The organism is Pseudomonas sp. AC463, from assembly GCF_979253585.1.
The window spans coordinates 178,250-200,083 of record NZ_CEEDDZ010000004.1 but is presented as its reverse complement, the minus strand read 5'-3'; the positions used below and the strand labels follow the sequence as shown (position 1 = coordinate 200,083).

16 protein-coding genes and 1 pseudogene are annotated in these 21,834 nt (G+C 60.9%); 4 read left to right on the top strand and 13 right to left on the bottom strand.

What is annotated here, in order from left to right:
- Positions 1-32: 32 nt before the first annotated feature.
- From AC0IYH_RS06605 to AC0IYH_RS06590, 4 genes are read right to left on the bottom strand one after another with little or no spacing between them, the layout of a single operon-like run.
- A complete protein-coding gene (locus AC0IYH_RS06605) occupies positions 33-326 on the bottom strand; it encodes a Dabb family protein (RefSeq protein WP_471833446.1) in 294 nt (97 codons plus the stop codon).
- Between the two features lie 13 nt (positions 327-339).
- The gene (locus AC0IYH_RS06600) at positions 340-1,731 is read right to left on the bottom strand and encodes an aldehyde dehydrogenase (NADP(+)) (protein ID WP_471833444.1); all 1,392 of its coding nucleotides are present in this window, start codon (positions 1,729-1,731) and stop codon (positions 340-342) included.
- A 1-nt stretch (position 1,732) separates the two neighbouring features.
- The gene (locus AC0IYH_RS06595; protein ID WP_105697964.1) at positions 1,733-2,179 is read right to left on the bottom strand and encodes a nuclear transport factor 2 family protein; all 447 of its coding nucleotides are present in this window, start codon (positions 2,177-2,179) and stop codon (positions 1,733-1,735) included.
- A 2-nt stretch (positions 2,180-2,181) separates the two neighbouring features.
- Entirely contained in the window at positions 2,182-2,985 is an 804-nt protein-coding gene (locus tag AC0IYH_RS06590; RefSeq protein WP_471833442.1) for an RraA family protein, read from the bottom strand.
- Between the two features lie 241 nt (positions 2,986-3,226).
- Between AC0IYH_RS06590 and AC0IYH_RS06585 the strand changes: the two genes are divergently transcribed.
- From AC0IYH_RS06585 to AC0IYH_RS06575, 3 genes are all read left to right on the top strand, one after another.
- Positions 3,227-4,150, top strand: coding sequence for an alpha/beta hydrolase (locus tag AC0IYH_RS06585; RefSeq protein WP_471833441.1), 924 nt, complete (start codon positions 3,227-3,229; stop codon positions 4,148-4,150).
- 134 nt (positions 4,151-4,284) lie between these two features.
- Positions 4,285-5,310, top strand: coding sequence for an NAD-dependent epimerase/dehydratase family protein (locus AC0IYH_RS06580; protein ID WP_471833439.1), 1,026 nt, complete (start codon positions 4,285-4,287; stop codon positions 5,308-5,310).
- Positions 5,311-5,369: 59 nt separating this feature from the next.
- A complete protein-coding gene (locus tag AC0IYH_RS06575) occupies positions 5,370-6,680 on the top strand; it encodes an MFS transporter (RefSeq protein WP_471833437.1) in 1,311 nt (436 codons plus the stop codon).
- Positions 6,681-7,170: 490 nt separating this feature from the next.
- Here AC0IYH_RS06575 and AC0IYH_RS06570 read toward each other — a convergent pair whose 3' ends face one another.
- From AC0IYH_RS06570 to AC0IYH_RS06550, 5 genes are all read right to left on the bottom strand, one after another.
- The gene (locus AC0IYH_RS06570; protein WP_471833435.1) at positions 7,171-8,181 is read right to left on the bottom strand and encodes a LacI family DNA-binding transcriptional regulator; all 1,011 of its coding nucleotides are present in this window, start codon (positions 8,179-8,181) and stop codon (positions 7,171-7,173) included.
- A 22-nt stretch (positions 8,182-8,203) separates the two neighbouring features.
- Entirely contained in the window at positions 8,204-9,496 is a 1,293-nt protein-coding gene (locus AC0IYH_RS06565; RefSeq protein WP_471833433.1) for a carbohydrate porin, read from the bottom strand.
- 56 nt (positions 9,497-9,552) lie between these two features.
- Positions 9,553-10,902 carry a c-type cytochrome gene (locus AC0IYH_RS06560; protein ID WP_471833431.1) on the bottom strand — a complete coding sequence of 450 codons (1,350 nt, stop codon included), beginning with the start codon at positions 10,900-10,902 and terminating at the stop codon, positions 9,553-9,555.
- Positions 10,899-12,677: a GMC family oxidoreductase gene (locus AC0IYH_RS06555; RefSeq protein WP_471833430.1), complete on the bottom strand. Its 1,779-nt coding sequence runs from the start codon at positions 12,675-12,677 to the stop codon at positions 10,899-10,901. Before AC0IYH_RS06555 ends, AC0IYH_RS06560 begins: the two co-directional genes overlap by 4 nt.
- An 81-nt stretch (positions 12,678-12,758) precedes the next feature.
- Positions 12,759-13,484, bottom strand: a complete 726-nt coding sequence (locus AC0IYH_RS06550) for a gluconate 2-dehydrogenase subunit 3 family protein (RefSeq protein ID WP_471833428.1) — start codon at positions 13,482-13,484, stop codon at positions 12,759-12,761.
- An 861-nt stretch (positions 13,485-14,345) separates the two neighbouring features.
- On the opposite strand from AC0IYH_RS06550, the pseudogene AC0IYH_RS06545 reads away from it, so the two are divergent.
- Positions 14,346-15,290 (top strand): annotated as a pseudogene (locus AC0IYH_RS06545) (glycine betaine ABC transporter substrate-binding protein).
- 9 nt (positions 15,291-15,299) lie between these two features.
- Here the strand turns inward: AC0IYH_RS06545 and AC0IYH_RS06540 are convergent.
- The 4 genes from AC0IYH_RS06540 to AC0IYH_RS06525 form a co-directional block, all read right to left on the bottom strand.
- The gene (locus AC0IYH_RS06540) at positions 15,300-16,190 is read right to left on the bottom strand and encodes a hypothetical protein (protein ID WP_471833426.1); all 891 of its coding nucleotides are present in this window, start codon (positions 16,188-16,190) and stop codon (positions 15,300-15,302) included.
- On the bottom strand, positions 16,187-16,519 hold the full coding sequence (gene trxA / locus AC0IYH_RS06535) for a thioredoxin (protein WP_471833424.1): 333 nt from the start codon (positions 16,517-16,519) through the stop codon (positions 16,187-16,189). Before trxA ends, AC0IYH_RS06540 begins: the two co-directional genes overlap by 4 nt.
- 61 nt (positions 16,520-16,580) lie before the next feature.
- The gene (locus AC0IYH_RS06530) at positions 16,581-19,271 is read right to left on the bottom strand and encodes a M16 family metallopeptidase (RefSeq protein ID WP_471833422.1); all 2,691 of its coding nucleotides are present in this window, start codon (positions 19,269-19,271) and stop codon (positions 16,581-16,583) included.
- Between the two features lie 33 nt (positions 19,272-19,304).
- Complete coding sequence (locus tag AC0IYH_RS06525) at positions 19,305-21,824, bottom strand: TonB-dependent siderophore receptor (RefSeq protein ID WP_471833420.1); 2,520 nt, start codon at positions 21,822-21,824, stop codon at positions 19,305-19,307.
- Positions 21,825-21,834 lie beyond the last annotated feature (10 nt).

The following is a 21,834-nucleotide window of genomic DNA, read 5'->3' as shown; positions in this document are numbered from 1 at the left end:
GGGGCGCGCCTCTTGTTGTGGTCGAGCGGGTGTCAGCAGGTGTAATCCACTGCGACCCATTCGAAGTACTGCTTCAGGTCCTTGACGAGCGCCTGGTGGGCCGGGTGGGGCAGGTAGCTTTCCACGGCGGCGGCATCGTCGAAGCTTGAATCAAGCAGGTAGTCCCAGCAAATGGGACGGTCCAGCTCATTGGCCGCGACGATCCAGCCGCGGATGAAATCGATCTGCTCCGGCAGGCGCTGCATGCGCGCCACCAGGTGCTGTTCCAGTTCCAGGTCAACGGCCACGGTGGGCAGCCGGCGGAATATGACGAGGTGTCGCATCATGCTGATAGCCTCCTTACGCCTGGGCCCAGGCCGGTGCGTCTTGCAGGGCAACAGGGCGCAGGAAGCGCTCGATGGCAGCGTAGCCGACCGACGTGGTCTGTGGCGCCGTGGAACTCGGCCATGGGCCACCATGTTGCTGCGCCGCACACACGGCGACACCGGTAGGGACGCCGCTGAACAGCACGCGACCGGAGACCGCTTCGGCAGCGCTGACCAGGGCACGGTTGGCCGGGGTATCGGCGTTGGCGCCCCAGAGGGTGGTGGTCAAGGTGCCGCCGATGGCCTGCAGCACTTGATGCACGTGCTCCAGGTCACGGGCTTTGACTACCAGTGCACCGGGGCCGAACATTTCTTCGCGTAGCGCCGGGTTCTGGATAAAGGTGGCGGCGTCGGTCGCGTACACCCGTGGCGCTGGGCCCTGTGCATCTGGGCCGGGGGCGAGCAGGGTAGTGGCATGGCTGGCGACATGGGCGCTGGCCGCTTCGAAACCCTGGCGCATACCTGGAGTGAGCATGGCGTGGGGCTGGATCGGAGCCAGTGCTTCACACAGTTGACCGATGAAACCTTCACTGAGCGCGCCATCGAGTACCACGATTACGCCCGGGCTGGTGCAGAACTGACCGCAACTCATGGTGATCGAGGCGGCCAGGGTCTTGGCCAGTTCGGCGCCGTTTTGCTCCAGTGCGGCCGGCAAGGCCACCAGCGGGTTGATCGAGCCCAATTCACCAAAGAATGGCACTGGGCGTGCGCGCTCGTTGGCCAGTTTCCACAAGGCAGTGCCGCCCTGGAAAGAACCGGTAAAGGCCACGGCGGCGATGTCCGGGTGTTGCACCAGGTAGCCGCCGGCGCCGCGGGTGGCGTTGTCCACCAGGGTCAGCAGGCCATCGGGCAGGCCTTGGGCACGCACCACTTCACGGGCCAGATCGAACACGGCCTGGGACAGGCGAGGGTGGCCGGAGTGCGCCTTGACGACCACCGGGCAACCGGCCGCCAGAGCCGATGCGGTGTCGCCACCGAGTACGGAAAACGCGAACGGGAAGTTGCTCGCCGAGAACATCGCCACCGGGCCCAGCGGGCGTAGCACCCGCGTCAATTGTGGGCGACCCACAGGCGGAGCGCCGGCGACGGCGTCATCAACAATACGAGCGTACGCCGGGCTATTGGCAAGGCCCTCGGCAAAACCGCGCAGTTGATAGGCGGTACGGGCGATTTCACCGCCCAGGCGGCCAGCGCCCAGGTTGGATTCTTCGTCGGCCAGTGGAATCAGGCTGTCCTTTTGTGCTTCGAGCGCATCGGCCAGGCCGCGCAGCAGGGTGGCGCGCACGGCGGCAGTGGCGTTCGCCCAGAATGGGGCGGCGGCGCGCGCTTGTGCGACGGCCGTGTCAACTACGGAATGTTCGCTCATCTCAAGCCTCCAGGGGTTTCAAATGGTAGCCACGACCTTCGTAGTCGAAGGCCACCAGTTCGTTGATGGTCACGTCCTGCTTGGCAGGGGAGGCGTAGTAGGCGCGGATCTCACTGATCAGGCCGGTCTCTTTATCGAAGATGTACCACTCGTCACCGCGCAAGGCCGTGCCTTGCTTGGCTTTCCAGTGGGTCCACTCGATCACGGCTTCGTCGCTGTCGTGGCTTACCAGGATTTTTTCGATGGTCCACTGCGAGCCCAGGTTTTCCACGCACCACTGCCACTTGCGGGCGATGGTGTCGGCGGTGCGCCACGGGATCTCTGGCAGACCGTCCGGGAAGTAGTGCACGGCGTCAGGGGTGAAGCAGCTGACCAGCGCGTCGTAATCCGCAGCGTTGCAGGCTGCAAAGTAGCGGCGAATGGTCTGGGCGTGTTTATGCTCGGCCATGGTTAAACCCCTTTGCCGATGATCGATGGGATGTTTGGACGACCTGAAGCCACCCAGTCCTGATAAGCCCCAACGGCTTCAGGGCTTGGTGGGTAAACGCCCCACAAGGCTTCACCGGCAGCGATGCGCATGGCCAGGTAGTTCTCGATGTCGTCCTGTTCCAGGCACACGTCGGCCAATTCTTCGGCCAGGTGCGCCGGCACCAGGGTCAGGCCATCGGCATCGCCGACAATCACGTCACCTGGGTAGACGGCGATACCGGCGCAGCCGATCGGTACTTGCAGGTCAGCCACGTGGTGATAGGAAATGCGCGTGGTCGCGACGATTTCACGGGCATAGGCGGGCAGTGGCAGTTCAGCGATCTCGCTGCCGTCGCGCAGTGCGCCGTCGGTCACGATGCCACGGGCGCCGCGAGCGAGCAGGCGGGTCACCAGGATATTGCCGGCAGACGCGGCGGCGGCTTCGTTGCGGCTGTCGATCACCAGCACGTCGCCTGGTTGGATCTGCTCCACGCCTTGCCATTGCAGGTTGTCGCCGTTGGGCTTGGTGGTCATGGTGCCGTAGGTGTCGATGTCTTCACGCGCTGGGATAAAACGCATGGTGAATGCACGGCCGGCGAACGGTTTGGCGGTACGGCTCATGGCCTTCAAACCAACGAACGCTGGCTGGCGATAGCCACGCTTGAACAGTTGGGTGGTCAGCGAACCGCTGGAGCAACGGGCCAGTTTTTCGAGGGTCTGGTCGCTGACGGTAACGTCGCGCTTGGCCGTGTTGTCGTTTGCTTCAGCGTATTGGTGAATAGCCATTAAGTTCTCCTGACATCCCGTGACGACGGGGTAAGTGCTGCTCGTGATGACAATCGCCGGGGGCGGCGAGCGATGGGTCGATGCTAGGCCCAAGCCCGGCCGTGGCAAAACGCCGCGGGGCTGGGACGGGCCTTGTTGTCTCACATCGCGGGACTCGGTTTGCCGCAAGCGCGCTGCATCAGGGCTGAGAAACACCGCTGCGGGGTAGTCTGGGTCGGTGTTTTTCCCAAGGAACTCTCCTATGTCCGTGTACCCGCTCGATCCCACGTTGCAGGCCTATGTCGACACCAGCGCGCGCTTCGTCCCCCGTGATGACTCGCTGGCCGCAGGGCGCGCAGCCTTTGCCGAGGCGTGCCGGCATTTCACGCCGCCGGCACCGCCGCACCTGCTGGTCGATGACCGGCAGGTGGGTGCGCTGCGGGTGCGTTTGTATCGCCCGTCGGGTGCAGCCCCTCAAGGTGATTGGCCTACCGTGCTGTACCTGCACGGCGGCGGCTGGAACATGGGCGCCCATGACACCCATGACTGGTTCGCCTTCGCGCTGGCCAAGCGCCTGCCCATCGCGCTGGTCGCCGTGGACTACCGACTGGCACCGGAGCATCCGTTTCCCGCGCCGCTGGAGGATGCGCTGACGGTGTGGCAGCACCTGCGTGACGGCCATTGGCCCGACCTTTCCCGTGACAGGCTGGCGGTGGCCGGCGACAGCGCCGGTGGCACCCTGGCTGCTGGGCTGTGTGTGGCCTTGCGCGAGCGCGGCCTGGCGCAGGCGTGTTTGCAGGCGCTGGTGTACCCGGTGCTGAGTGCGCGCCCGCACTTTGCCTCGATGCAGGCCCATGCCTGTGCGCCGATGCTCACCACGGCGGGGCTGATGGCCTCGCTGGCGGGCTATGTGCCGGATGACATGCGTCAGCACGATCCTCAGGCACTGGCCTTGGAGCAGCAGTCGGCAGCGGGGCTTGCCCCGGCCTTTATCGGTGTGGCGCAGTGGGACCCGCTGTGTGATCAGGGCCGTGCATACGCGGCGATGTTGCACCAGGCCGGCGTACCCGCCCAACTGCATGTCGGTGAAGGCCTGGTGCATGCCAGCCTGCGCGCCGCTGGCGTGGCGGGCGTGGAGCGTTTCTATGACGCCCTCGCGGTGGCCCTGCGTGCAGCCCTGTTGTGAGAGGGGTTGGCCGGGCAGTCTCACTGAGTGAGACGCGCGCCCCTGGAAAACCACGCCGGTGTTTGCCGCTGCCGTAACCATCGCCGACTCTGGGCTGCGACACCCCTACCAAAAACAATTCGAGGGACCGCAGCATGCAGATCTTTATTTCGGGCGCCACGGGGCGCGTCGGCAGTCAACTCGCCCAGGCACTGATGGAGCGTGGGCATCGGATTTCCACCCTGGTCCTGCCCGGCGACCCCAACCTTGCCAAGGCCCAGGCGGCGGGCATCGACTGTGCCGTCGGTGACCTTGCGGACCGTCAGGCCGTGCGCTACGCGATGGAAGGCGCCGAGGCGGTGTTCCACCTGGCGGCATTGATCTCCTTTCGCAGTCAGGACCGGGACCGTCTGTGGCAGGCCAATGTCACCGGCACCTTCAACGTGTTCGAGTGCGCCACTGAGCTTGCTGCCAACCGGTCGGTGCGCGTGGTGTTCGCTTCCAGTGACCAGGTCTACCCGACGCGTTTTGCCCGCTACCGCCCGGTGGACGAGCATCACCCGCGCGAGCCCTACAGCTTTTATGGCATGACCAAGCTGCTTGGCCAGGACCTGCTGGCGTTTTTTGCGCGCACACAGCCCAACCTCAAGGTCAGCACGGCGGTGTTCTCGCATATCGAGTCGGCTGCCGAAGTGATCGACCCCCAGGGTGAGTACTCACGCCCGGCGTTTTCCCTGCAGGGACGCATCGATACGCTCAAGGCCGCCAGCAGCCACAATGCCAGCACCCCCAGCGATGAGGTCCGTCACCTGCTTGAGATTCTCGAGCCGCTGGCCGGCGATGACGATCCCTTGTTGCTCAGCTACGACCGCCACGGCAATGCCCACACCCAGGAACTGACAGACGTGCGCGACATCGTTGATGCGTTGCTGTTGATGCTCGACAAGCCGGCGGCCATCGGCGAAACCTTCAACCTGGCACCACCAAGCCTGGTGGGCCTGGACACCTTTATTCCGTACCTGGCCAAGGCCACGGGGCGGCGCTACGTAGAGGCCCAGTTGCCGGTGGCGCTGGGCCAGCCCCATAGCACGGCGGCCAAGGCCCGTGCCCTGCTTGGTTGGGTGCCGCGCTACACGCTGTTCGACATGGTCGACGAAGCGGTCGCTGCCCAACGTTCCTGAACCCTTCCTTTCACCCCCGGGCTGCGTCGATTGGCCCGGGGGCATACGGGCACACCTCAATGAAGAATAAAAAAAGCCAATTTCGCTGGTACATGGTGGGGATGCTGTTCCTGGCATTGGTCATCAATTACATGGACCGCGCCGCGCTGTCGGTGGCCATGCCGTTCGTGACCCAGAGCTTTGCGCTCACGCCCGGTGAAAAGGGCATGGTGTTCAGCGGATTTTTTATCGGTTATGCCGCGTTCAACTTTATCGGCGGTTACCTGGCTGATCGGTATGGTCCCAAGCGCGTATTTTTGTGGGCCATGTGCATCTGGTCGGCGCTCTGCGCGCTGACGGCGACGGCCTTCAACTTCTGGTCGCTGCTGATCGTGCGCGCCTTGTTTGGCGTGGGTGAAGGCCCGGTGCCCACCACGGCCAACAAGGTGGTCAACAACTGGTTCCCGATCCGCGAGCGGGCAAGGGCGGTGGGCATCAACCAGGCCGGCGGGCCACTGGGCGGCGCGTTGGCCGGACCGGTGATCGGCTTTCTGGCGCTGTCGCTGGGCTGGCAATGGTCGTTTGTGATCGTCGGCGCCATCGGCCTGCTGTGGGCGATTGCCTGGCGCTTGATCGCCACCGATCATCCCGCCGATCACCCGCGTGTGAGCCCTGAAGAACTGGCCGAAATCCAGGCCGGGCGTACCGAAACCGGCGCAGTCAAGGCGGCTGACGATGGCCTGACCCTCGGCGCCGTGTTGCTGCGTCCCGCCGTGCTGTGCACTGGCTTTTCGCTGTTTTGCTACAACTACATCCTGTACTTCTTCATGACCTGGTTTCCCAGCTACCTGGTGGATGCCAAGGGCGTGTCGCTGGCGCAGATGAGCTGGTTCACTGCGTTCCCCTGGCTGGTTGGTGCCTGCGGCATGGCGGCGGGCGGCTTTTTGATCGACCGCATCTACCAGAAAACCGGGCGCCAACTGTTCTCGCGCAAGGTGGTGCTGGTCAGCTGCCTGGTGGTAGCTGCCGCGTGTATCGGCCTGTCGGGGCGTGCCGAGAGCGTCAGCGCGGTGGTGATCTTTATGTCGGTGGCCATCGGTTTCCTGATGTTGACCGCATCGGCTTACTGGGCATTGATTCAGGACACCGTACCGAGCCGGTTTGTCGGCACTGCCGGCGGGTTGATGCACGGCATGGGTAATTGTGCCGGCTTGTTTGCGCCGACTTTGACCGGTTTTATCATCGAAGCCACGGGTACTTACAGTGCGGCATTTGTCGTCGCTGGCGTGCTTGGCCTAACGGGGGCATTGACGGTATGGCTGTTTGTACGTCAGCGCGCTGCGCCGATTAGCGCCAATACATTGACCCGTACGCAGGGCGTGAAACTCTGACACTTCACAGTATGAAAACAGGTCAAGGCAGTGAGTGAATGTCTAAGCCTCAGCGGTTTAGATGTTTCGTTGTGTGTCGTCGGGAAGGCGGGCGTAGAGGCTTTAGCTAAGGTGTCCCCACGCTTTTGCATTCAATCGGGAGATTCAAATGCCGATCCGGACCACGCTAAACCGACGCACCTTGCTCAAATTGAAGGCCCTGGCCGGCACCGCCATGGCACTGCATGCCGGTGCCGCCATGCCCACACGCTAATCCAGAGCGACGGCCAGTCTGTGCAGTGGCGTGACTGGTTCGCCGCCAACAACATGACCACGCCAACCCAGCACGGCCTAGGCGTGGTGCTCGAATCCACCCTGTTCGTCGAACGTGAACTGGCCACCGGAAAACGGGTTTGCCCGCTGCGTGGCGCATGCGTTTCAAGGGGTAGTTGCTGACGGAGCTGGAGGGCAGTTGTGGCACCGGTGAGCAATGAGCATGGGCCCTGTGCGATCAAAGGTTTTCGTCGATAACGAGCTTCATTGTCAGCGGTAACTGCGGCGGGGTGTCGATCACGCCCTGGCGGTGCAGCAAGTAATCAATGCTCGCCTGCACCTGGCCCTCCGGGTCCTGGTCGAGCACCAGCGACATCACCCCGGTCCGCAACAATGTGGCATGCAGCGCGCTAGCCTCGTGACCGAGCCATACCGGTCGGGCGCCGGCCTGTGAAAGGGCCGCGTGAATACCTGTCGTGCCGCTGCCGGTGTCGTACAGCCCGGCGATTGCCTGGTGTTTCAGGACGCTGGTAACAGCAGCCTGGGTCAGCGCTTCATCGTCAAAACACTCGACCGGCCCGACGATGGCAACGTGAGGGGCGTGCTGGGTCATCACATCGATAAACCCCTTGGCGCGTTCCTGGTGGGCAAAGTAAGCCAGGGAGTTGACCACCAGCAGCACCGCCCCCGGGCGCTGGCCGACCCACTGGCTCATCAAGCGCCCGGCGCTGCGCCCGGCGGCATAGTTATCGATGCCGACATACACCGCGCCTGGCACGTCGGTGAGGTTGCTGGTCAGCAGCACGGTGGGCGTGCCGGCCGCGACGATGGCATTCAGTGCCTGGTGTACCTCGGGGGTGTCGGGAGCGATCACAATCATGCCGTGACGCCGGGAGCGTGGTTTGCGCAAGGCGTCGAGCAGTTGCTGTGGGGCGCTCTCGGACCAGCGTTGGCGGCGTAGGGTGAGGTGGGCGCTGAGGCGTTGGGCCTGGCGCTCGAAGGCGGCATCCAGGCGCTTGAAATGGTCGGTGGCGCTGTCGGCCAGCAATACGTCGACGATCATGGGGCCGGTAAAAGGCGCGGGCAGCCCCGGACGGATGCCCAATGCGCGGGCCATCGCCAGCACCTTGCGACGCTTGAGGTCGGACACCCCTCCGCGGTCATTGAGCACCCGGTCCACGGTGCTCATGCTCACGCCAGCCAATTCTGCGACCTTTAACAGGCCATGACGCTTGGACGGGGGGCTCATGCTGCGCAAGTTTCCTGTGGGGTTAAAACTGAGATTGTACTTGCAGGCCCAGCACCAACGCATTTTTCACCTGACGAACGCCATCCGGGTCTTTGATGTATTGCAGGTTGGGCATGATGTTCAGCCAGCGCGTGGCCTGGATGCCGTAGTTCAGTTCGGCGACGTACTCGCTGTGTTGCTCGGGCAAGTCGCCGCCGGCTGCATTCACGGCGCGGGCATTGCGCAGGTACACCGAACTGGCTTGAACACGCGCGATGCCAGCGCCGAGGGTGTCGGTTGGCCGTGTATCAAACAGGCCTTTGTAGACCAGGCTGAGTTTCTGATAGCTGTCGATGGTCGTGGTGTTGCGGTCCTGGAACGTGGCGCTGGCGGTGAGGGTCAGGCCACGAGAGGTATCGCCATTGACCGAGGTGAGTTGCTGCTTGGCGAAGATCCACTGACCATGGCGCGTGGCGTCGGTGCGATAAGCGTTGCCGCTGATAGCTGCCGCTTGCCCGAACGCGTCCTTGTACACATCGGTGGCCTGGGCCGTGCTGTGGTAATAGCCGATGCGGTATTCGCCAGGCAGTTGGTTAAGCGTCGGACTCCACACCAGTTCCACTGGGGCGAATGTGCCGGTGGTGCCGTGGGTGTGCAGCTTGAGGCCGTTGTCGTTGTCCAGGTTCGAGGGGTTGACGTTGAACGCGCCCACTTGCATGTACACCTGTGGGCTCAAGCGATAGCGCAGCCGCGCCGCCCACTGGCTGATGGGCCCGTTGTAGATGCTATCCACGTAGTTACCCGGTTGTGAGCCACAAAACGCCAGGCCCTGGAACAGGCAGTCCTCGACCGCGAAGTCATCGCTGACCGCAAAACGCCCCAGCTTGAGGTTCAGCCCATCGTCGAGCCAGCCTTTGCTCAACCACAGCTCGCTAAGGCGCGTGACGCTGCCACGCCCCTGAATTTCCTGGGTCGAACCCATGCCAGCGGCGCCGGGGGCGCTGATCTTTTCGTTGAGGTTATTGGCGCCGTTGCGGTTGGTCAGCGAGAACCCGAACGCCGCGTCTTGCCAACCCATCAGCTTTTGCAGGTCGATCTCTACACCCGCGTTGAATTGGTCGGCGTAGCGGGTCGAATGGTCGTTGCTGTGATAACCGCCGCGCAACAGGGTTGAGGTTTCCCCGGTGTAACCCAGCTTGATGTCGATACCTTCGGCCAGCCAGGCGCTGCGCAAGCCACCCCAGTCGCCGGTCATCCAGGGGGAATCCTCGGCGTGTGCCAAAGGCACGGCCAGGGCAACGCAGGCCGCGAGGCCGCTCAATGGAAAGCGTGGCATTCGAATAGTCCTTGCAGGGCAGGGATGCGGCCCTTAGGTGGGCCGCATCATGGGGTTCAACGTGAAGTGCCGTCCGCGCTCAATTGAGCGGGCAGTTGGCGGTCCTTGCGCACGTCGGCGACCTGTTGAGCGGTCACTTCGGGTGCGGCGTTGTCCCAGCTGTTGCGGATGTAGGTGAGGGTGGCGGCAATTTGTTGGTCCGACAGTTTCCACGCAAAACTGGGCATGGCGCCGCTGGTGGGGTTGTCGACCGTAACCGCGCCGCGTCCGCCTTCCAGCACTGTGGTAATCAGGCTTTGCGCATTTTCAGCCTGGATGCCTGGGTTGCCAGCCAGGCTCGACGCCAATTGGTTGATGCCTCTTCCGTCGCTGTTGTGGCACGCCGAGCAGTTGGCCGAATACACATTGGCCCCTTGTTGCATGACCTTGTCACTGGCCTTGAGTGGACGCGGGTTGCGGGTATCCGAGCCGGGCAGGGATTTGAGGTAAGCCGCAATGGCGTAAAGGTCCTCGTCACGCATGTGCTGGGTCGAGTTGGTGACCGCTTCGGCCATCGGGCCGGATGCCACGGCGACGTGGTTGCTGCCGGTCTTCAAGTACTGCACCACCTGCTCATCGCTCCAGCCGCCGATGCCCACGTAGTGGTTGCCGGTGATTTCCGGCGCGTGCCAGCCGGCCAGTTCGCCGCCCTGCAAATACGCGCCACCCTTGTCACCGCCGAGGAAGTTCTTGCCGGTGTGGCACGCGGCACAGTGCCCCAACCCTTCGACCAGGTAAGCGCCGCGGTTGATCTGCGCCGACGCACCGACCACGGGCTTGAACGGTGTGTTGTCGAAGAACAGCAGGTTCCAGCCCATCATCATCAGGCGGATATTGAATGGGAACGGCAATTGGTTGGACACCACCGCGTTGTCCACCGCTGGCACCGTCTGCATATAGGCCCACAGGTCGTGCATGTCTTGGTCGCTGACTTTGACGTAGGCGTTGTACGGCATCGCCGGATAAAGGTTTTCGCCGTGACGGCCCTTGCCTTCACGCACCGCTCGGGTGAACTCTTGTTCCGACCAGGCGCCGATCCCGGTTTTCTTGTCGGAGGTGATATTGCTGGCGAGCAGCTTGCCGAACGGTGTCTCCAGCGCATAGCCACCGGCAAAGGGCTTGCCGTGATGCGGGTCGGTGTGGCACGCCGCGCAGTCACCGGCAATTGCCACGTAGCGACCACGGGTTACAGCTGGGTCTTCCTCAGTCACTGGGGCCTTGACCCCTTGGTTGCTGTCGGTCTGCTGGCCGGGCTGTGCGATGCTGTTCGCAGCATCGGCCAAACCGAACGCGCCATACAGGCCAATGGCCGAGCCCAGGGACAACACGGCGGTGGCCGTCAAGGCCATGCGAAAACGCGGGCTCATGCCGGCACCTCCACCAGTGGGCCGGGTTTGGCCAGGTATTGATCGATGATCGCCTTGGCGGTCCACAGGCTCAGGGCGCCGATGGTAGAGGTGGGGTTGTAGCCGGCGTTATTCGGGAACGACGAGGCGCCCAGCACGAACACGTTGTGTACATCCCAGCTCTGTTGATAACGGTTGAGCACGCTGGTCTTCGGGTCCAGGCCCATGACCGCGCCGCCGATGGTGTGGTCGCTGGAGGGCAAGTACGGACCATAGTTCACCGCCGCCGCATCAAAGCCATTGACGATCTTCGCCCCCATCGCCTTGCCGATTTCCACCGCTTTGTCTTCGGTGAACTTGGCCATGCGCCGGTCGTTTTCGTTGTAGTCGAAGGTCACGCGGATCAGCGGGTCGCCGTTGGCGTCGTTGTATTCCGGGTCCAGGTCCAGGTAGCACTCGTCGTGGGAGAAACTGGTGCCCTGGTTGAAGATAAACGTGCCGTTCTGGAACGCATGGTTATAGGCTTTTTTCCACGCACTGCCCCAGCGTGGCGTGCCCGACGGTACCGCGTCGGCATTGCCGATCGGACGCGCGCCACGAGCGACCACGAGGATCCCGGCACCGCCGATGAAGCCCTTGCCGGTGTGGTCAAAATTGTCGCCGTTATAGTCATCGACCTGGGCGGAGAGGGCGCCCGCGCCGATGTACTGGTTGAGTTGCTCATCCTCGAAAAACAGGTTGGCGCCGGACACGGTCTGGAAGCTGTAGGCGCGGCCCACCACCCCTGTGCGGGTCTCAGGGTTGTAAGGCTTGCCGATTTTCGACAGCAGCAACAAACGCACGTTTTGCATCTGGAATGCGGAGAAAATCACGATGTCCGCGGGCTGTTCCCATTCCATCTTGTTACGGTCCAGGTACGTAACGCCGGTGGCGGTCTTGCCGTCTTCTGCCAGGTTGGCGCGCAGCACGGCGGACTCGGTGAGCACGCTGAAGTTGCTGCGCTGCATCAACGCTGGGATCACACAGGCATTGGGGCTCGACTTGGAGAAGTTGCCGCAGCCGTAGTACAGGCAATAACCGCAGTAAGTGCACGGCCCCATGCGCACACCCAAAGGGTTGGTGTAGGCCTTGGAGGTCTGGCCGGCGGGCACCATGAATGGGTGCAGGCCGAGCTTTTGGGTGCCTTCGGTGAAGAGGTCGGTCAGGCGGGTGGTCGCCAGCGGCGGCAACGGGAATTCGCTCTTGCGGTTGCCTTCGAAGATGTTCGCGCCGTCGATCTTTTCGCCGTTGAGCACGCCAGCCTTGCCGGAGACCCCGGCGATTTTTTCAAAGCGCTCGTAGAAGGGTTCCAGGTCGTCATAGGTCACGCCCCAGTCCTGCACGATCAAGCCTTTTTCAATCTGCTGCTGGCCGTAGCGCTTGAGCGTAAAGCTGTAGGGCTCGAAGTCGAACGGCAGAAAGCGCCAGGCCATGCCGGCCCAGTGAGTGCCCGAACCACCGACGTTGTAGCCCAGCTCGTTCATGCTCCAGTCGCGGGTCGGCAGGGCGGTCTGCGAGCGATTGTTGCGAAACGTGGTGGTCTCGATGGCCGGCGGCAGCAGCATGCTGCGACGGGTGTCCCAGCGCAATTCGTCGGTGTCGACCGAGGGCGGGAAGTCGGTGGCGGTTTCGAACCACGGGCCGCGCTCGATGGCGACCACATTCAACCCGGCGCGGGTCAGTTCTTCGGCAATCAGCGAGCCGCACCAGCCGAGGCCGACGATCACTGCGTCGGCTTTGGGGCGTACATTGGCCATTCGGAAATTCCTCTTCAATACAACGAATCACGGTGGGTCGGCGACGATGGCAAGGCCTCGTCGCTCAAGTGTTCTGGCGAGTCAGAGCGTGTTGTCGATCAGGCTGGTGGGGATGATGTTGAGCTTCTCGCCCTTTCTGCCGATGACGTCACGGAAGTCGTAGCGCGCGCCGGGGAAACCGAGCATTTTCCAGCTGGCCATGTCCTTGTTGCCGCCGTAGATCGGGTCAGACAAAAAGCCCTCGCGCACGTTGGCCAGCACTTGTTCAAAGATCTCCTTGGCGCCGTCATCAAACTCAGCCCCAACGTTCACAGCGTTTTTCTCGAATCGGCGCAGCACCTCGTCCTGTTGTTCACCGTCCAGTTGCAGGAACGGCTTGGCGAACTGCGCTTGGCTGTACGCATCGATGGCCACCAGGCCCTTGCGCCACCGCTCGGCGGGGGTGAGTGGCGATTGAGTACCTTGCTCGAACGTGCCTTTGACGAAGCGCCCCAACCGATACAGGGTGGCACCCTTGCCGTAGTCGCCGGCCAATTGACGGTCGATGAAAGTGGCGCAACCAGCCTCCTTGCCGCCGATGGACAGTTCGTCACTGGGGATCAACCGCTCGGCGATCGCTTCAGCCGTCTGGAACTCATGTTGATTGAAAAACGCCAGGCCACCCTGACGCACGGTGGGTAAGGCCGGCAGGCTGGCCGTTCCCGGTTCCCAAGGTTGGCCGCCTTTGATTTCTTCGGCACGGGCGACGGGCAATGTGGAGGCCGCCGCCAGCGCGATGGCCGACGATAGAAAGTCTCTGCGCTGCATGGAGGTTCCTTTGCTTGACGGGCGCGTTTCCCGTGCGCACACGGCAGCGCCCGCGGGGCAGTAAGCCAGCGGCAAACACACGAAGACGGGCGGCGCGGGGATGACGAGCGGAATGATTCAGGATGTTTCGAGGGGCGAGTCTAGGGTGCGACAAATGACCGCGCTATTAAAACTTTTGAGGGGTTTACGTCAGATTTTGAGACTGGAATGGTTTTTAACTTATTAATAATCAATATATTTATATAATTTGTGCGCGACGAACAAGCATCAGTGATGCTTGCGGTTATCCTGGCTGGGGTGAGTGACGTTGAGGCGCTACGTCAGTCAGGTCGATGCGCGTAATACAAACTAGAGGTTTTTTTGTTGCAACAGTCCTAGCTTGAGTCGAGTCAACCCTTCTAAACGTGTATCGGGCTCAAGCATCCAGGCTTCTGAGCAAGGTTAACCGCCCTTCGTGCTCCCGTGCACAGGCCGATTGACATTCATAGCTTGTGAGGCGCGTGCATCCGGTCATGCAAGATGCGAATTTGCAGAGCGGTTGCGGTTGATGCTGGGTCGAACCGCAAAGGGGGGGTAAGCCGTATGCCCATAAATACGGTCAAGCTCATTTTCTCCAAAAATGCTGATGTACATCAGCACTGTGACCATCCGTGTCGCACGCTTTGCTGGCACTGTCGAAGCCTTGGTTGATGATCTGTTTGCCCTACACAGTAAATTGCCACGCTCGGGCTATTGCGCTTGGGTAATGACGATACGCCGTTAAACCCACCCTAAAAAGCCTTACCGTTGAGTCTCTGAAAACAAAAGCTGCCGCCTTCGCTGCTGCCCTATCGAGTGGAGCTTGCGTTATGAGGATCATCTATCGCGGGCTGTTGTGTTGTGCCCTTGTTTTTACCGTTGCAAAGCTTCGCCGGCGAAGTTGAGCAGTGCCGGCAGATCAGGCTACCGGACCCTGGTTGGATGGATATCCAAAGTACTACGGCGGTCGCCACTGACATTTTGAAAAAAACCGGGTTATCCGACCAAAGTCAGATTGTTTGGACTGCCGTTGACCAACAAGGCACTGGCCGAAGGCAAGAGTGTGGACGTATTCCTTGGTACCTGGATACCCACGATGGAGCCTGACCCAAACCTTATTGTGAGGCCGGAACTATCGACATTGTGCGTGTCAACTTACAGCAAGCCAGATACACGCTCGCCGTGCCGCAGACGCTTAGGGACTAGGGCTTGAAGGCCTTTTGGGATATCGCCCGATTCAAGGATGAACTGGGCAGCAAAGTCTATGGCCTGGAGCCCGGCGACGGCGGCAACAATGCCGTGCTCAAGACCATCAGTGAAAACACTTTCGGTCTCAAGGACGCCGGTTTTACGGTGGTGGCCTCACGCGAATCGGGCATGTTGTCCCAGGGCAAGCGGGCGATCCATCTCAAGCAGGGCATCCTGTTTCTCGCCTAGGAACCCCATCCGATGAACACGCGTTTCGAGATCCATTATGTCACCGGAGGCGACGCGTACTTCGGCCCGGACTTCGGCGGCTTCGGCGACTTCACGGTCTGCACCAGCACCCGTAAAGGCTATGTGGCGGAGTGCCCGAACGTTGGGCAGTTCCTGAAAAACCTGAGTTTCACCCTGGACATGGAAAACCACATCATGGGCTCGATTCTGGATGACAAGACAGAGCCCAAGGTCGCCGCCAAGGCCTAGCTCAAGCGCAACCCTCATGTGCTCGAGACCTGGCTCGCCGGCGTGACTACTGTCGATGGCCAACCAGGTCTTGCCAAGAACAGGGCCGACCTCGCGCCGTAACCCTGGCGCTTAGCCTACCGCCGCGACCAAGGCATCCCTGACCCGAAGGTCTGCGTTGTGACGATAGGTGCGCATATCCTCCAGTATCTGGTTGTAGCCCGGAACTTGCGCAGCCAGTTCGTCAAACACCGCCTGCACTTGCACCGCCAGCTCCGCGCTTGGCGGTGAGTCTGCGAGGCCGCGTGCAGCGATTTCTTCATCGTAGCGCCGATAAAGATCGTCGGTTTTCTGCTCCCAGGCGCTTTCCCAGCCGCAGTGCATCATGGAGAAGAAATAGGTCGCGCCCCGCAGTGCCTCAACGGCATCATTCAGCGCGGTCACGGAGCTGCCCACCGGCCAACTGAGGGCTTCGACGAAGCTGCACAGTTGGCGGGTGAAATGTGCGTCGGGCAGCGAGTCTGAAAGGGTGATCGCCTGCTCCTGGAGTGCGCTCCAGTGTTGCGCCTCAACCGGTTGGCCTTGTCGCCCAAGCGTGTGCAGCTCATTGAGCCGATTGAGCAACGGTGCGGTGTTCTCCCCAATCCCACCGGAAAACTTCTGCGCCTGGGCCAGCGGGCTGTTCGGTCCGGTCAGCAGCCAATGGGTAAAGTGGGCTTCGCTCTGGCTCAGATCGGCACCCGGTTGAACCGCGGACAACCAGTGCCGTGCCCAGTCTGAGCCCACCTCTTCGTTTTCCCAGTATAGCTTGTCAGCCAGCATCGCGATGGCGACTGGTATCCCGGTGAGGCGCTCGAATTCATCCAGTTCTGCTCTGGCGATAGAGCCACACAAACTGCCACTTTCGCCGTTCCACACCACGTTATCCGGGCGGATCGACTGCTGTGCGAGTACGTCCTCAAGCCGCTGGATCAATTGCTGCTTGGTCTGCGGGTTATTGTTGAAAGCAGGCAGGCGGCTCATTCGGCGGCTCCCGTGTGTTTGTTGATCCAGTGAGTCAGTCGTGCCTTGTTCAGCACTCCGGTCTGGCGGGCAACCTCCTGGCCGCCGCTAAACAGCAGCAGCGTGGGCAGGTTGCGCACAGCGAAGCGCTCGGCAATGGCGGCACAGGCCTCCACATCCACCTTGCCGACCAGCACGCGGCCTTGATAGTCACGGCTGGCTTCTTCGATCAAGGGGGCCAACATCTGGCAGGGTTGGCACCAATCGGCCCAAAAATCGACGAGAAGCAGGTCTTGTTGCAAGGCTTGATCAAAGTTGTCTTCAGTCAAAACCTGAGCATGTTCACTCATGAGCGTTCCATCGTAGGTAAAGAAAAAGGGGAGGCCCCAGTCGTCAGGACTGAGGCCGCGTTTACAGGGTCTGGACGTCGATTAAATGGACTTCGCCGAGGCCAGCATTGCGCAGCTCGTCACCGATGACAGTGGCATCACCAACGACAATCCAGGTCAGGTCCTCTGGCTGGATGAGTTCAGCCACCAACGCGTTGATTTCATCGGCATTTAGATCGGCGATGTGTTCGGCGTAGGTTCGCCAATAGTCCGCGGGTAACGCCTGCTCAAGCACGTAGCGGATTTGCGCCGCCAGTTGTCGAACACCGTCCGTACCGCCGCTGAGCCTCAACAATTCACTGCGCTTGAAGGTTTCCAGTTCGGCGGGCGAGACGGGGTTGCTGGCCAGCAGTTCGCGGTACACATTCAGCACTTCCCGAATGGTATCCAGGCTGCGATCCGCTTGAACCGTGGTCGTGATGCCGTGAATTCGGGTGTGCTGGGTGTTGCTGGTGAGCGCCGACACGCCGTAGGTCCAGTTTTTTTCTTCGCGCAGTCGAAGATTGAGACGCGAAGAGAAGCCGCTCGAAAGCATGTCTTGCAGCAGGCTGAATGCGGCCTCACTGCGGCCGTGTAAGCGCGGTACCAAGGTCGCCGCAGCCAGGGTGGTTTGTGCCGCGCCGGGTCGGTCGACGAGGAACACACTGCCACGGGGGCGCCACGGGGCGTTGAGCATCAACACCGGTTGGTCGTTTTGATCGCCCTGGAACTGCCCCAGCATACGGTTGAGTTCAGGCTCAAGCGTTGACGGGTCAATGTCGCCGACGACGAGCAAGGTGGCGTGGGCGGGCGTGTACAGCGGCGTGTGTAGCAACTGCGCAAATGTCAGGCGCGACAGGGTTTCCCGACTGCCGCCGCCATAGACCGGCTTGGCGTAGGGGTGGCCCTTGGGATACAAAACCAGCCCCAACATATGATGAATGATGCCCTCGGGCGATGCGAGGCGGTTGTCTACCGCGTTTAATTGAAGGGCGCGGCAGCGCTCAAAGTCGTCTTCGCTGAAGTGGGGCGCCAGGAGTTTTTCGGCGAACTTTTCCAGCGCATGTGGCAGGTTTTCGCTAAGTGCGAACAGGCTGATACGTGTGCTGTCCAGTTGGGTTCCGAATTGGATCTCGACCCCTAACGCTTGGAGCGCATTGGCGTAGTCTTGTGCACTTTCTTCGCGGCCACCGCTTTCCTCGAGGATCTGATAGAGCAGCGGGGTCAGCCCGCTGCTGTCTGTAGGGTCAGCCGCAGAGCCTTGAGGTTGCAGCAGCGACAGCAAGACCAATGGCTGGCGATTGCTCTGGGCAAAAACGACTTGCAAGCCATTGTCCAGGCGTACGTTGCTCAGACTTGGCAGATTAAAGCCGCGCGGGGAGGGAACCGTCGGAACCACGCGCGCCACGTTGTCGACTGGCAACGACTTCGCGGTGAATGGCAGTACGTGCAGGGTGTAGCGGTCATCCGCCAGCCAGGTGGTTACCACCTGTGCGATCGCTGTGACGGTCGCTTCGTTGATGGTCTTCAGGGTTGTTCGGAACGCGGCCGGGTCGCCTGTCAGGCCGTAGTTCAGGGACAGCAGGTCAGCCACTGCGGTGGCAGTATCGTAGCCTTTGACGAAGCCTGAGCGATAAATGGCTTTGACGCGTTGCAGCTCTTTTTCCGGTATGCCATGCGCCCTGATTTTATTCAGCTCTTGCAGGATGCTGTGCTCAATCGACTCCAGCGTATGGCCCGGCCGCGCCCAAGCCGTGATGGTGAATTGCCCGTTCAGTTGTGCCGCATTCATTGACACGCTGACGCGGCTGACACTTTGCTCGTGCCTCACCAGGCTTTGATTCAAGGCGGATGAAAAACCTGCGCCCAAATAGCGTGACACCAGGATCAGGCGTGTGGTGTCTGCATCGCCGTACTGCGCAATGTTCCAGGTAATGCTCACGCAGGGCTGTGGCACATTATCGTGTAGCACCTCACGTTTTTGCCCGGCGATTGGGCAGGTCCAGACGGGCGGCCGAGCTAGTGGCACGCCGGCGGGGATATGGCCGAAGAACTGCGCGACCTTTGCCCTTGCAGTCACCTCATCGATATCGCCCGCGAGAGTCAGCACCGCGTTTGAGGGGGTATAGTAGGTGCTGAACCAGGCGCGCGCATCGTCAAGGGTAATGCTGTGTAGGTGTTCGATTTCTCCCAGCACGGTTTGCGCATAGGGATGTTCGGCGGGGTAGCAGGCGCGGAGCTGGCGGCCGAACATGCGGCCGTACGGTGCGCCCTCACGCTCGTCCTTTTCATTGATGACCACGCGTCGTTGCCGATCGAGCAGGTCCTGGTCGAGGGTTTCCAGAAAGTAGCCCATCCGATCTGACTCAGCGAACAGCGCGAAGTCGAGCGCTTCTGTGGGTACCGTTTGGTAGTAGTTTGTGCAGTCGTGGTTGGTCGAGCCATTGACGTCCAACGCGCCTGCCTTGAGCATGCCCTCAACGTAGGAACCCGGTAGGTTTTTGCTGCCACCGAACATCAGGTGCTCGAATAAGTGTGCCAGTCCGCTCTTGCCTTGCGGCTCATCCTTGGCGCCCACGCGATACCAAATGTTCACCGCCACAATCGGTGCCTGGTGGTTTGTGTGGACGATGACAGTCAGGCCGTTATCGAGCGTAAACGTGGTATGTGGAATATCGAAGCCAACACGGTCTGGCAGTGAGCGCTCGCGTTCACCGTTGATAATTGCGGTCATATTTTATCCTTGCTCCGTCAGGAGGAGCAGCCGTTAGAACTTGCCATTTACCGTCAACATGTAGTTGCGCGGTGTGCCATACCAGTTGCCAGAGTCACTGCCGCCCAGGGTCGAGTAATAACGACGGTCAAACAGGTTTTCGATATTGAGTGCCAAGCCCCAGCGTTCATCCAGTTCATAAGAGGCGCGCGTGGATACGACGGTGTAGAAGCCTTGAGTGAATTCGTAGTCTTTATATTCGGCACAGGTGCGGCCTTTGAAACTGGCGCAGGCTTCACCGGAAGAGAAGCTCTTGCTCTGCGTGATCAAGCCCAGGCCCAGGCGGGTTTTGTTCAGGTAGGGGTTGCCGCTCAAGCGAAATTCGTTCCAGAGCTTGGTTTGATGTTTCGGCGTGAAACTGGACAGCGAGACATTGGTTTTGCCGCTGGTGACTTCCCGAGGGTCAAACTGCTGTTCGTTATCGTTGTAGCTATAACCGAAGGTTGTCGACCACCAAGGCAGGGGCTCTCCGGCAATCTCGAAGTCGATGCCTTTGCTCTCTTCCTTAGCGCTGCCTACATCGAAGCAGTAGAAGAGCGGCGCGCAGGCGAAATTGAACTCCGAAGTCGCCAGGTTTTTTCGTTCTGAGCGGTAGGCCGACAGGGACGCGTTGAGTGAACCGCTGCTGTATTTTATCCCGACTTCTTTAGTGTTTCCGGTCATGGGCGGCAACGGGGTGTCATTGACGGTTTTCAGATAGGCCTGGTATTCGTAAAGCTGCGTGTAGCTCGCATAGGCTGACCAGTCCGGCGTGAAGTCATAACGCAGCGCGTAGTAGGGCGTTGAGTAGCGAGACTCGTTGCCCTTTATTTGAGTACTTGCAACTTCGTATTGGGTGGTGGCGTCAATCTGGTATTTGTCCCAGCGCGCAGCGGTCTGGAAATGCAAGTCAGGCAGGAACGGCAAAAATACCGTATCGATATTCGCAACGATATTTGATTGTGTGTAGGTGTTGTTGCCATTGCTCGCGACGCTCCACACCGGCTCTGGAGCGTTCATATCGGCTTCGCCAGTCATGCCGTTCAAATCATGGGAATTGTAGGTATTTTTTTGTCGGCTGGAGCTCAGCGAGATTTTTTGCGGCAGCCCGAAAACGTCAAAGTTGCCCGATAGATTGGCGTCGGCCAGCAGTTGTCTGCCTCGGTTGCCATAACCCTGCATCTGGGTAAATCGGGCGGAGTCGTCGGCACCGGTATCTGGCACGCCGCCAATCAGCGCACCTTCGGTGAGATCATAGGTTTGCGTCATTTGGGTCACTTGGGCCGACAAATCCCAATAGTCACCGAGATTTTGCTTGAACTGTACGAAGACTTCGTTGGAGTCGGCATTCATGCGGCTCCATGGCAAACCCAGCCCAGTGCTGCGCGACAACTTTGCATCGCGGCCGGTCAGGTAGCGGGGCAGGCCAGAGGACCACGGCACTGAGCGCTTGCGCGAATGGCTTCCCCCGAATGACAGCAACGTATCGTCCGTGAGGTCGGCTTCGAGGATGGCGTACACCAACTTGTTGTCATCGTTGGCGGTGTCGTAGAAGTAATCCCGGTCTTGCCAAGTGGCCACCGCCCGGCCACGCAAGTGACCGTCAAATGCAATGGGGCCCGTAACGTCGACGGAGCTGCGGTAGTTGTCCCATGAACCTGCTTGAGCCTCGAAGGTCGTTTGCAGGTGATCCAGCGGACGCTTGCGAACCAGGTTGATGCTGCCGCCGGGGTTGCTGGTGCCGACATTGTTCAGGCTGTCGCCACCGCGTAACAGCTCCACGTGGTCATACATCGACATGTCAATCAGGGGCAGGCTTGAGGCGGACCGGCTGAAACGCGAGTCGTCCAGTTTGAAAGGCGTTCCGCCGTCGATCTGTACCGTGTCGACTTCCCAGCCACGAGAGTAATACTTCTGACTGACGCCGCTTTGTTGAACGGTGATTCCGGTTGCCTTGTTCATGGCCGTACTAAGGTCAGTGATGTTTTGCGACTTGATCTGTTGCTGGGTGATGACGCTGACGGTCTGGGGCGTTTCTTTCAGCGATTGCGGGGTTTTTGAGCCGATACTGATGGCGGTCGTGGTGTAGCTGTCGCTGCCCTCGGTTGCCGTGACATCCTTACTGCCGTTCGCGCCACCGCTGGCTTGGCCAGCCCAACCTTCCACGTTCACGGCATCGAGCTGCAACCTGCCGCTGCTGACGCTCAGCGAATACAGGGTGACGATGTTGCGCTGGGTATTGAGACGATAACCGAGCCCGCTGCCATCGAGCAGTCGGGACAATGCGGAATCGATGTCATAGGTGCCATCAAGCCCGCGTGAATTAAGGCCGTTGGTCAAATGGCTGGGCGCTATGATCTGTATGCCGCTTAGGCTGCTTAATTGAAGTATCGCTTGGCTAAGAGCGCCCGGTGCGATCCTGTAACTGACCTGGCTGACTGCATTTGCAGTGGAGTCGGCTTGCACGTAAGACGCCAGGCTTCCCCATAACAAGAGAGTGGCTGCGAGCGCCGTTGATAGTGTTTTTGAACTCATGCTGCTCCCC

Excerpts from the sequence above, each read along its gene's own strand:
- AC0IYH_RS06605 (WP_471833446.1), bottom strand. The coding sequence starts at position 326 with ATGATGCGACACCTCGTCATATTCCGCCGGCTGCCCACCGTGGCCGTT.
- AC0IYH_RS06555 (WP_471833430.1), bottom strand. The coding sequence starts at position 12,677 with ATGGCCAATGTACGCCCCAAAGCCGACGCAGTGATCGTCGGCCTCGGC.
- AC0IYH_RS06590 (WP_471833442.1), bottom strand. The coding sequence starts at position 2,985 with ATGGCTATTCACCAATACGCTGAAGCAAACGACAACACGGCCAAGCGC.
- AC0IYH_RS06565 (WP_471833433.1), bottom strand. The coding sequence starts at position 9,496 with ATGCCACGCTTTCCATTGAGCGGCCTCGCGGCCTGCGTTGCCCTGGCC.
- AC0IYH_RS06585 (WP_471833441.1), top strand. The coding sequence starts at position 3,227 with ATGTCCGTGTACCCGCTCGATCCCACGTTGCAGGCCTATGTCGACACC.
- AC0IYH_RS06530 (WP_471833422.1), bottom strand. The coding sequence starts at position 19,271 with ATGACCGCAATTATCAACGGTGAACGCGAGCGCTCACTGCCAGACCGT.
- AC0IYH_RS06575 (WP_471833437.1), top strand. The coding sequence starts at position 5,370 with ATGAAGAATAAAAAAAGCCAATTTCGCTGGTACATGGTGGGGATGCTG.
- AC0IYH_RS06580 (WP_471833439.1), top strand. The coding sequence starts at position 4,285 with ATGCAGATCTTTATTTCGGGCGCCACGGGGCGCGTCGGCAGTCAACTC.
- trxA (WP_471833424.1), bottom strand. The coding sequence starts at position 16,519 with ATGAGTGAACATGCTCAGGTTTTGACTGAAGACAACTTTGATCAAGCC.
- AC0IYH_RS06550 (WP_471833428.1), bottom strand. The coding sequence starts at position 13,484 with ATGCAGCGCAGAGACTTTCTATCGTCGGCCATCGCGCTGGCGGCGGCC.
- AC0IYH_RS06525 (WP_471833420.1), bottom strand. The coding sequence starts at position 21,824 with ATGAGTTCAAAAACACTATCAACGGCGCTCGCAGCCACTCTCTTGTTA.
- AC0IYH_RS06570 (WP_471833435.1), bottom strand. The coding sequence starts at position 8,181 with ATGAGCCCCCCGTCCAAGCGTCATGGCCTGTTAAAGGTCGCAGAATTG.
- AC0IYH_RS06600 (WP_471833444.1), bottom strand. The coding sequence starts at position 1,731 with ATGAGCGAACATTCCGTAGTTGACACGGCCGTCGCACAAGCGCGCGCC.
- AC0IYH_RS06560 (WP_471833431.1), bottom strand. The coding sequence starts at position 10,902 with ATGAGCCCGCGTTTTCGCATGGCCTTGACGGCCACCGCCGTGTTGTCC.
- AC0IYH_RS06595 (WP_105697964.1), bottom strand. The coding sequence starts at position 2,179 with ATGGCCGAGCATAAACACGCCCAGACCATTCGCCGCTACTTTGCAGCC.
- AC0IYH_RS06540 (WP_471833426.1), bottom strand. The coding sequence starts at position 16,190 with ATGAGCCGCCTGCCTGCTTTCAACAATAACCCGCAGACCAAGCAGCAA.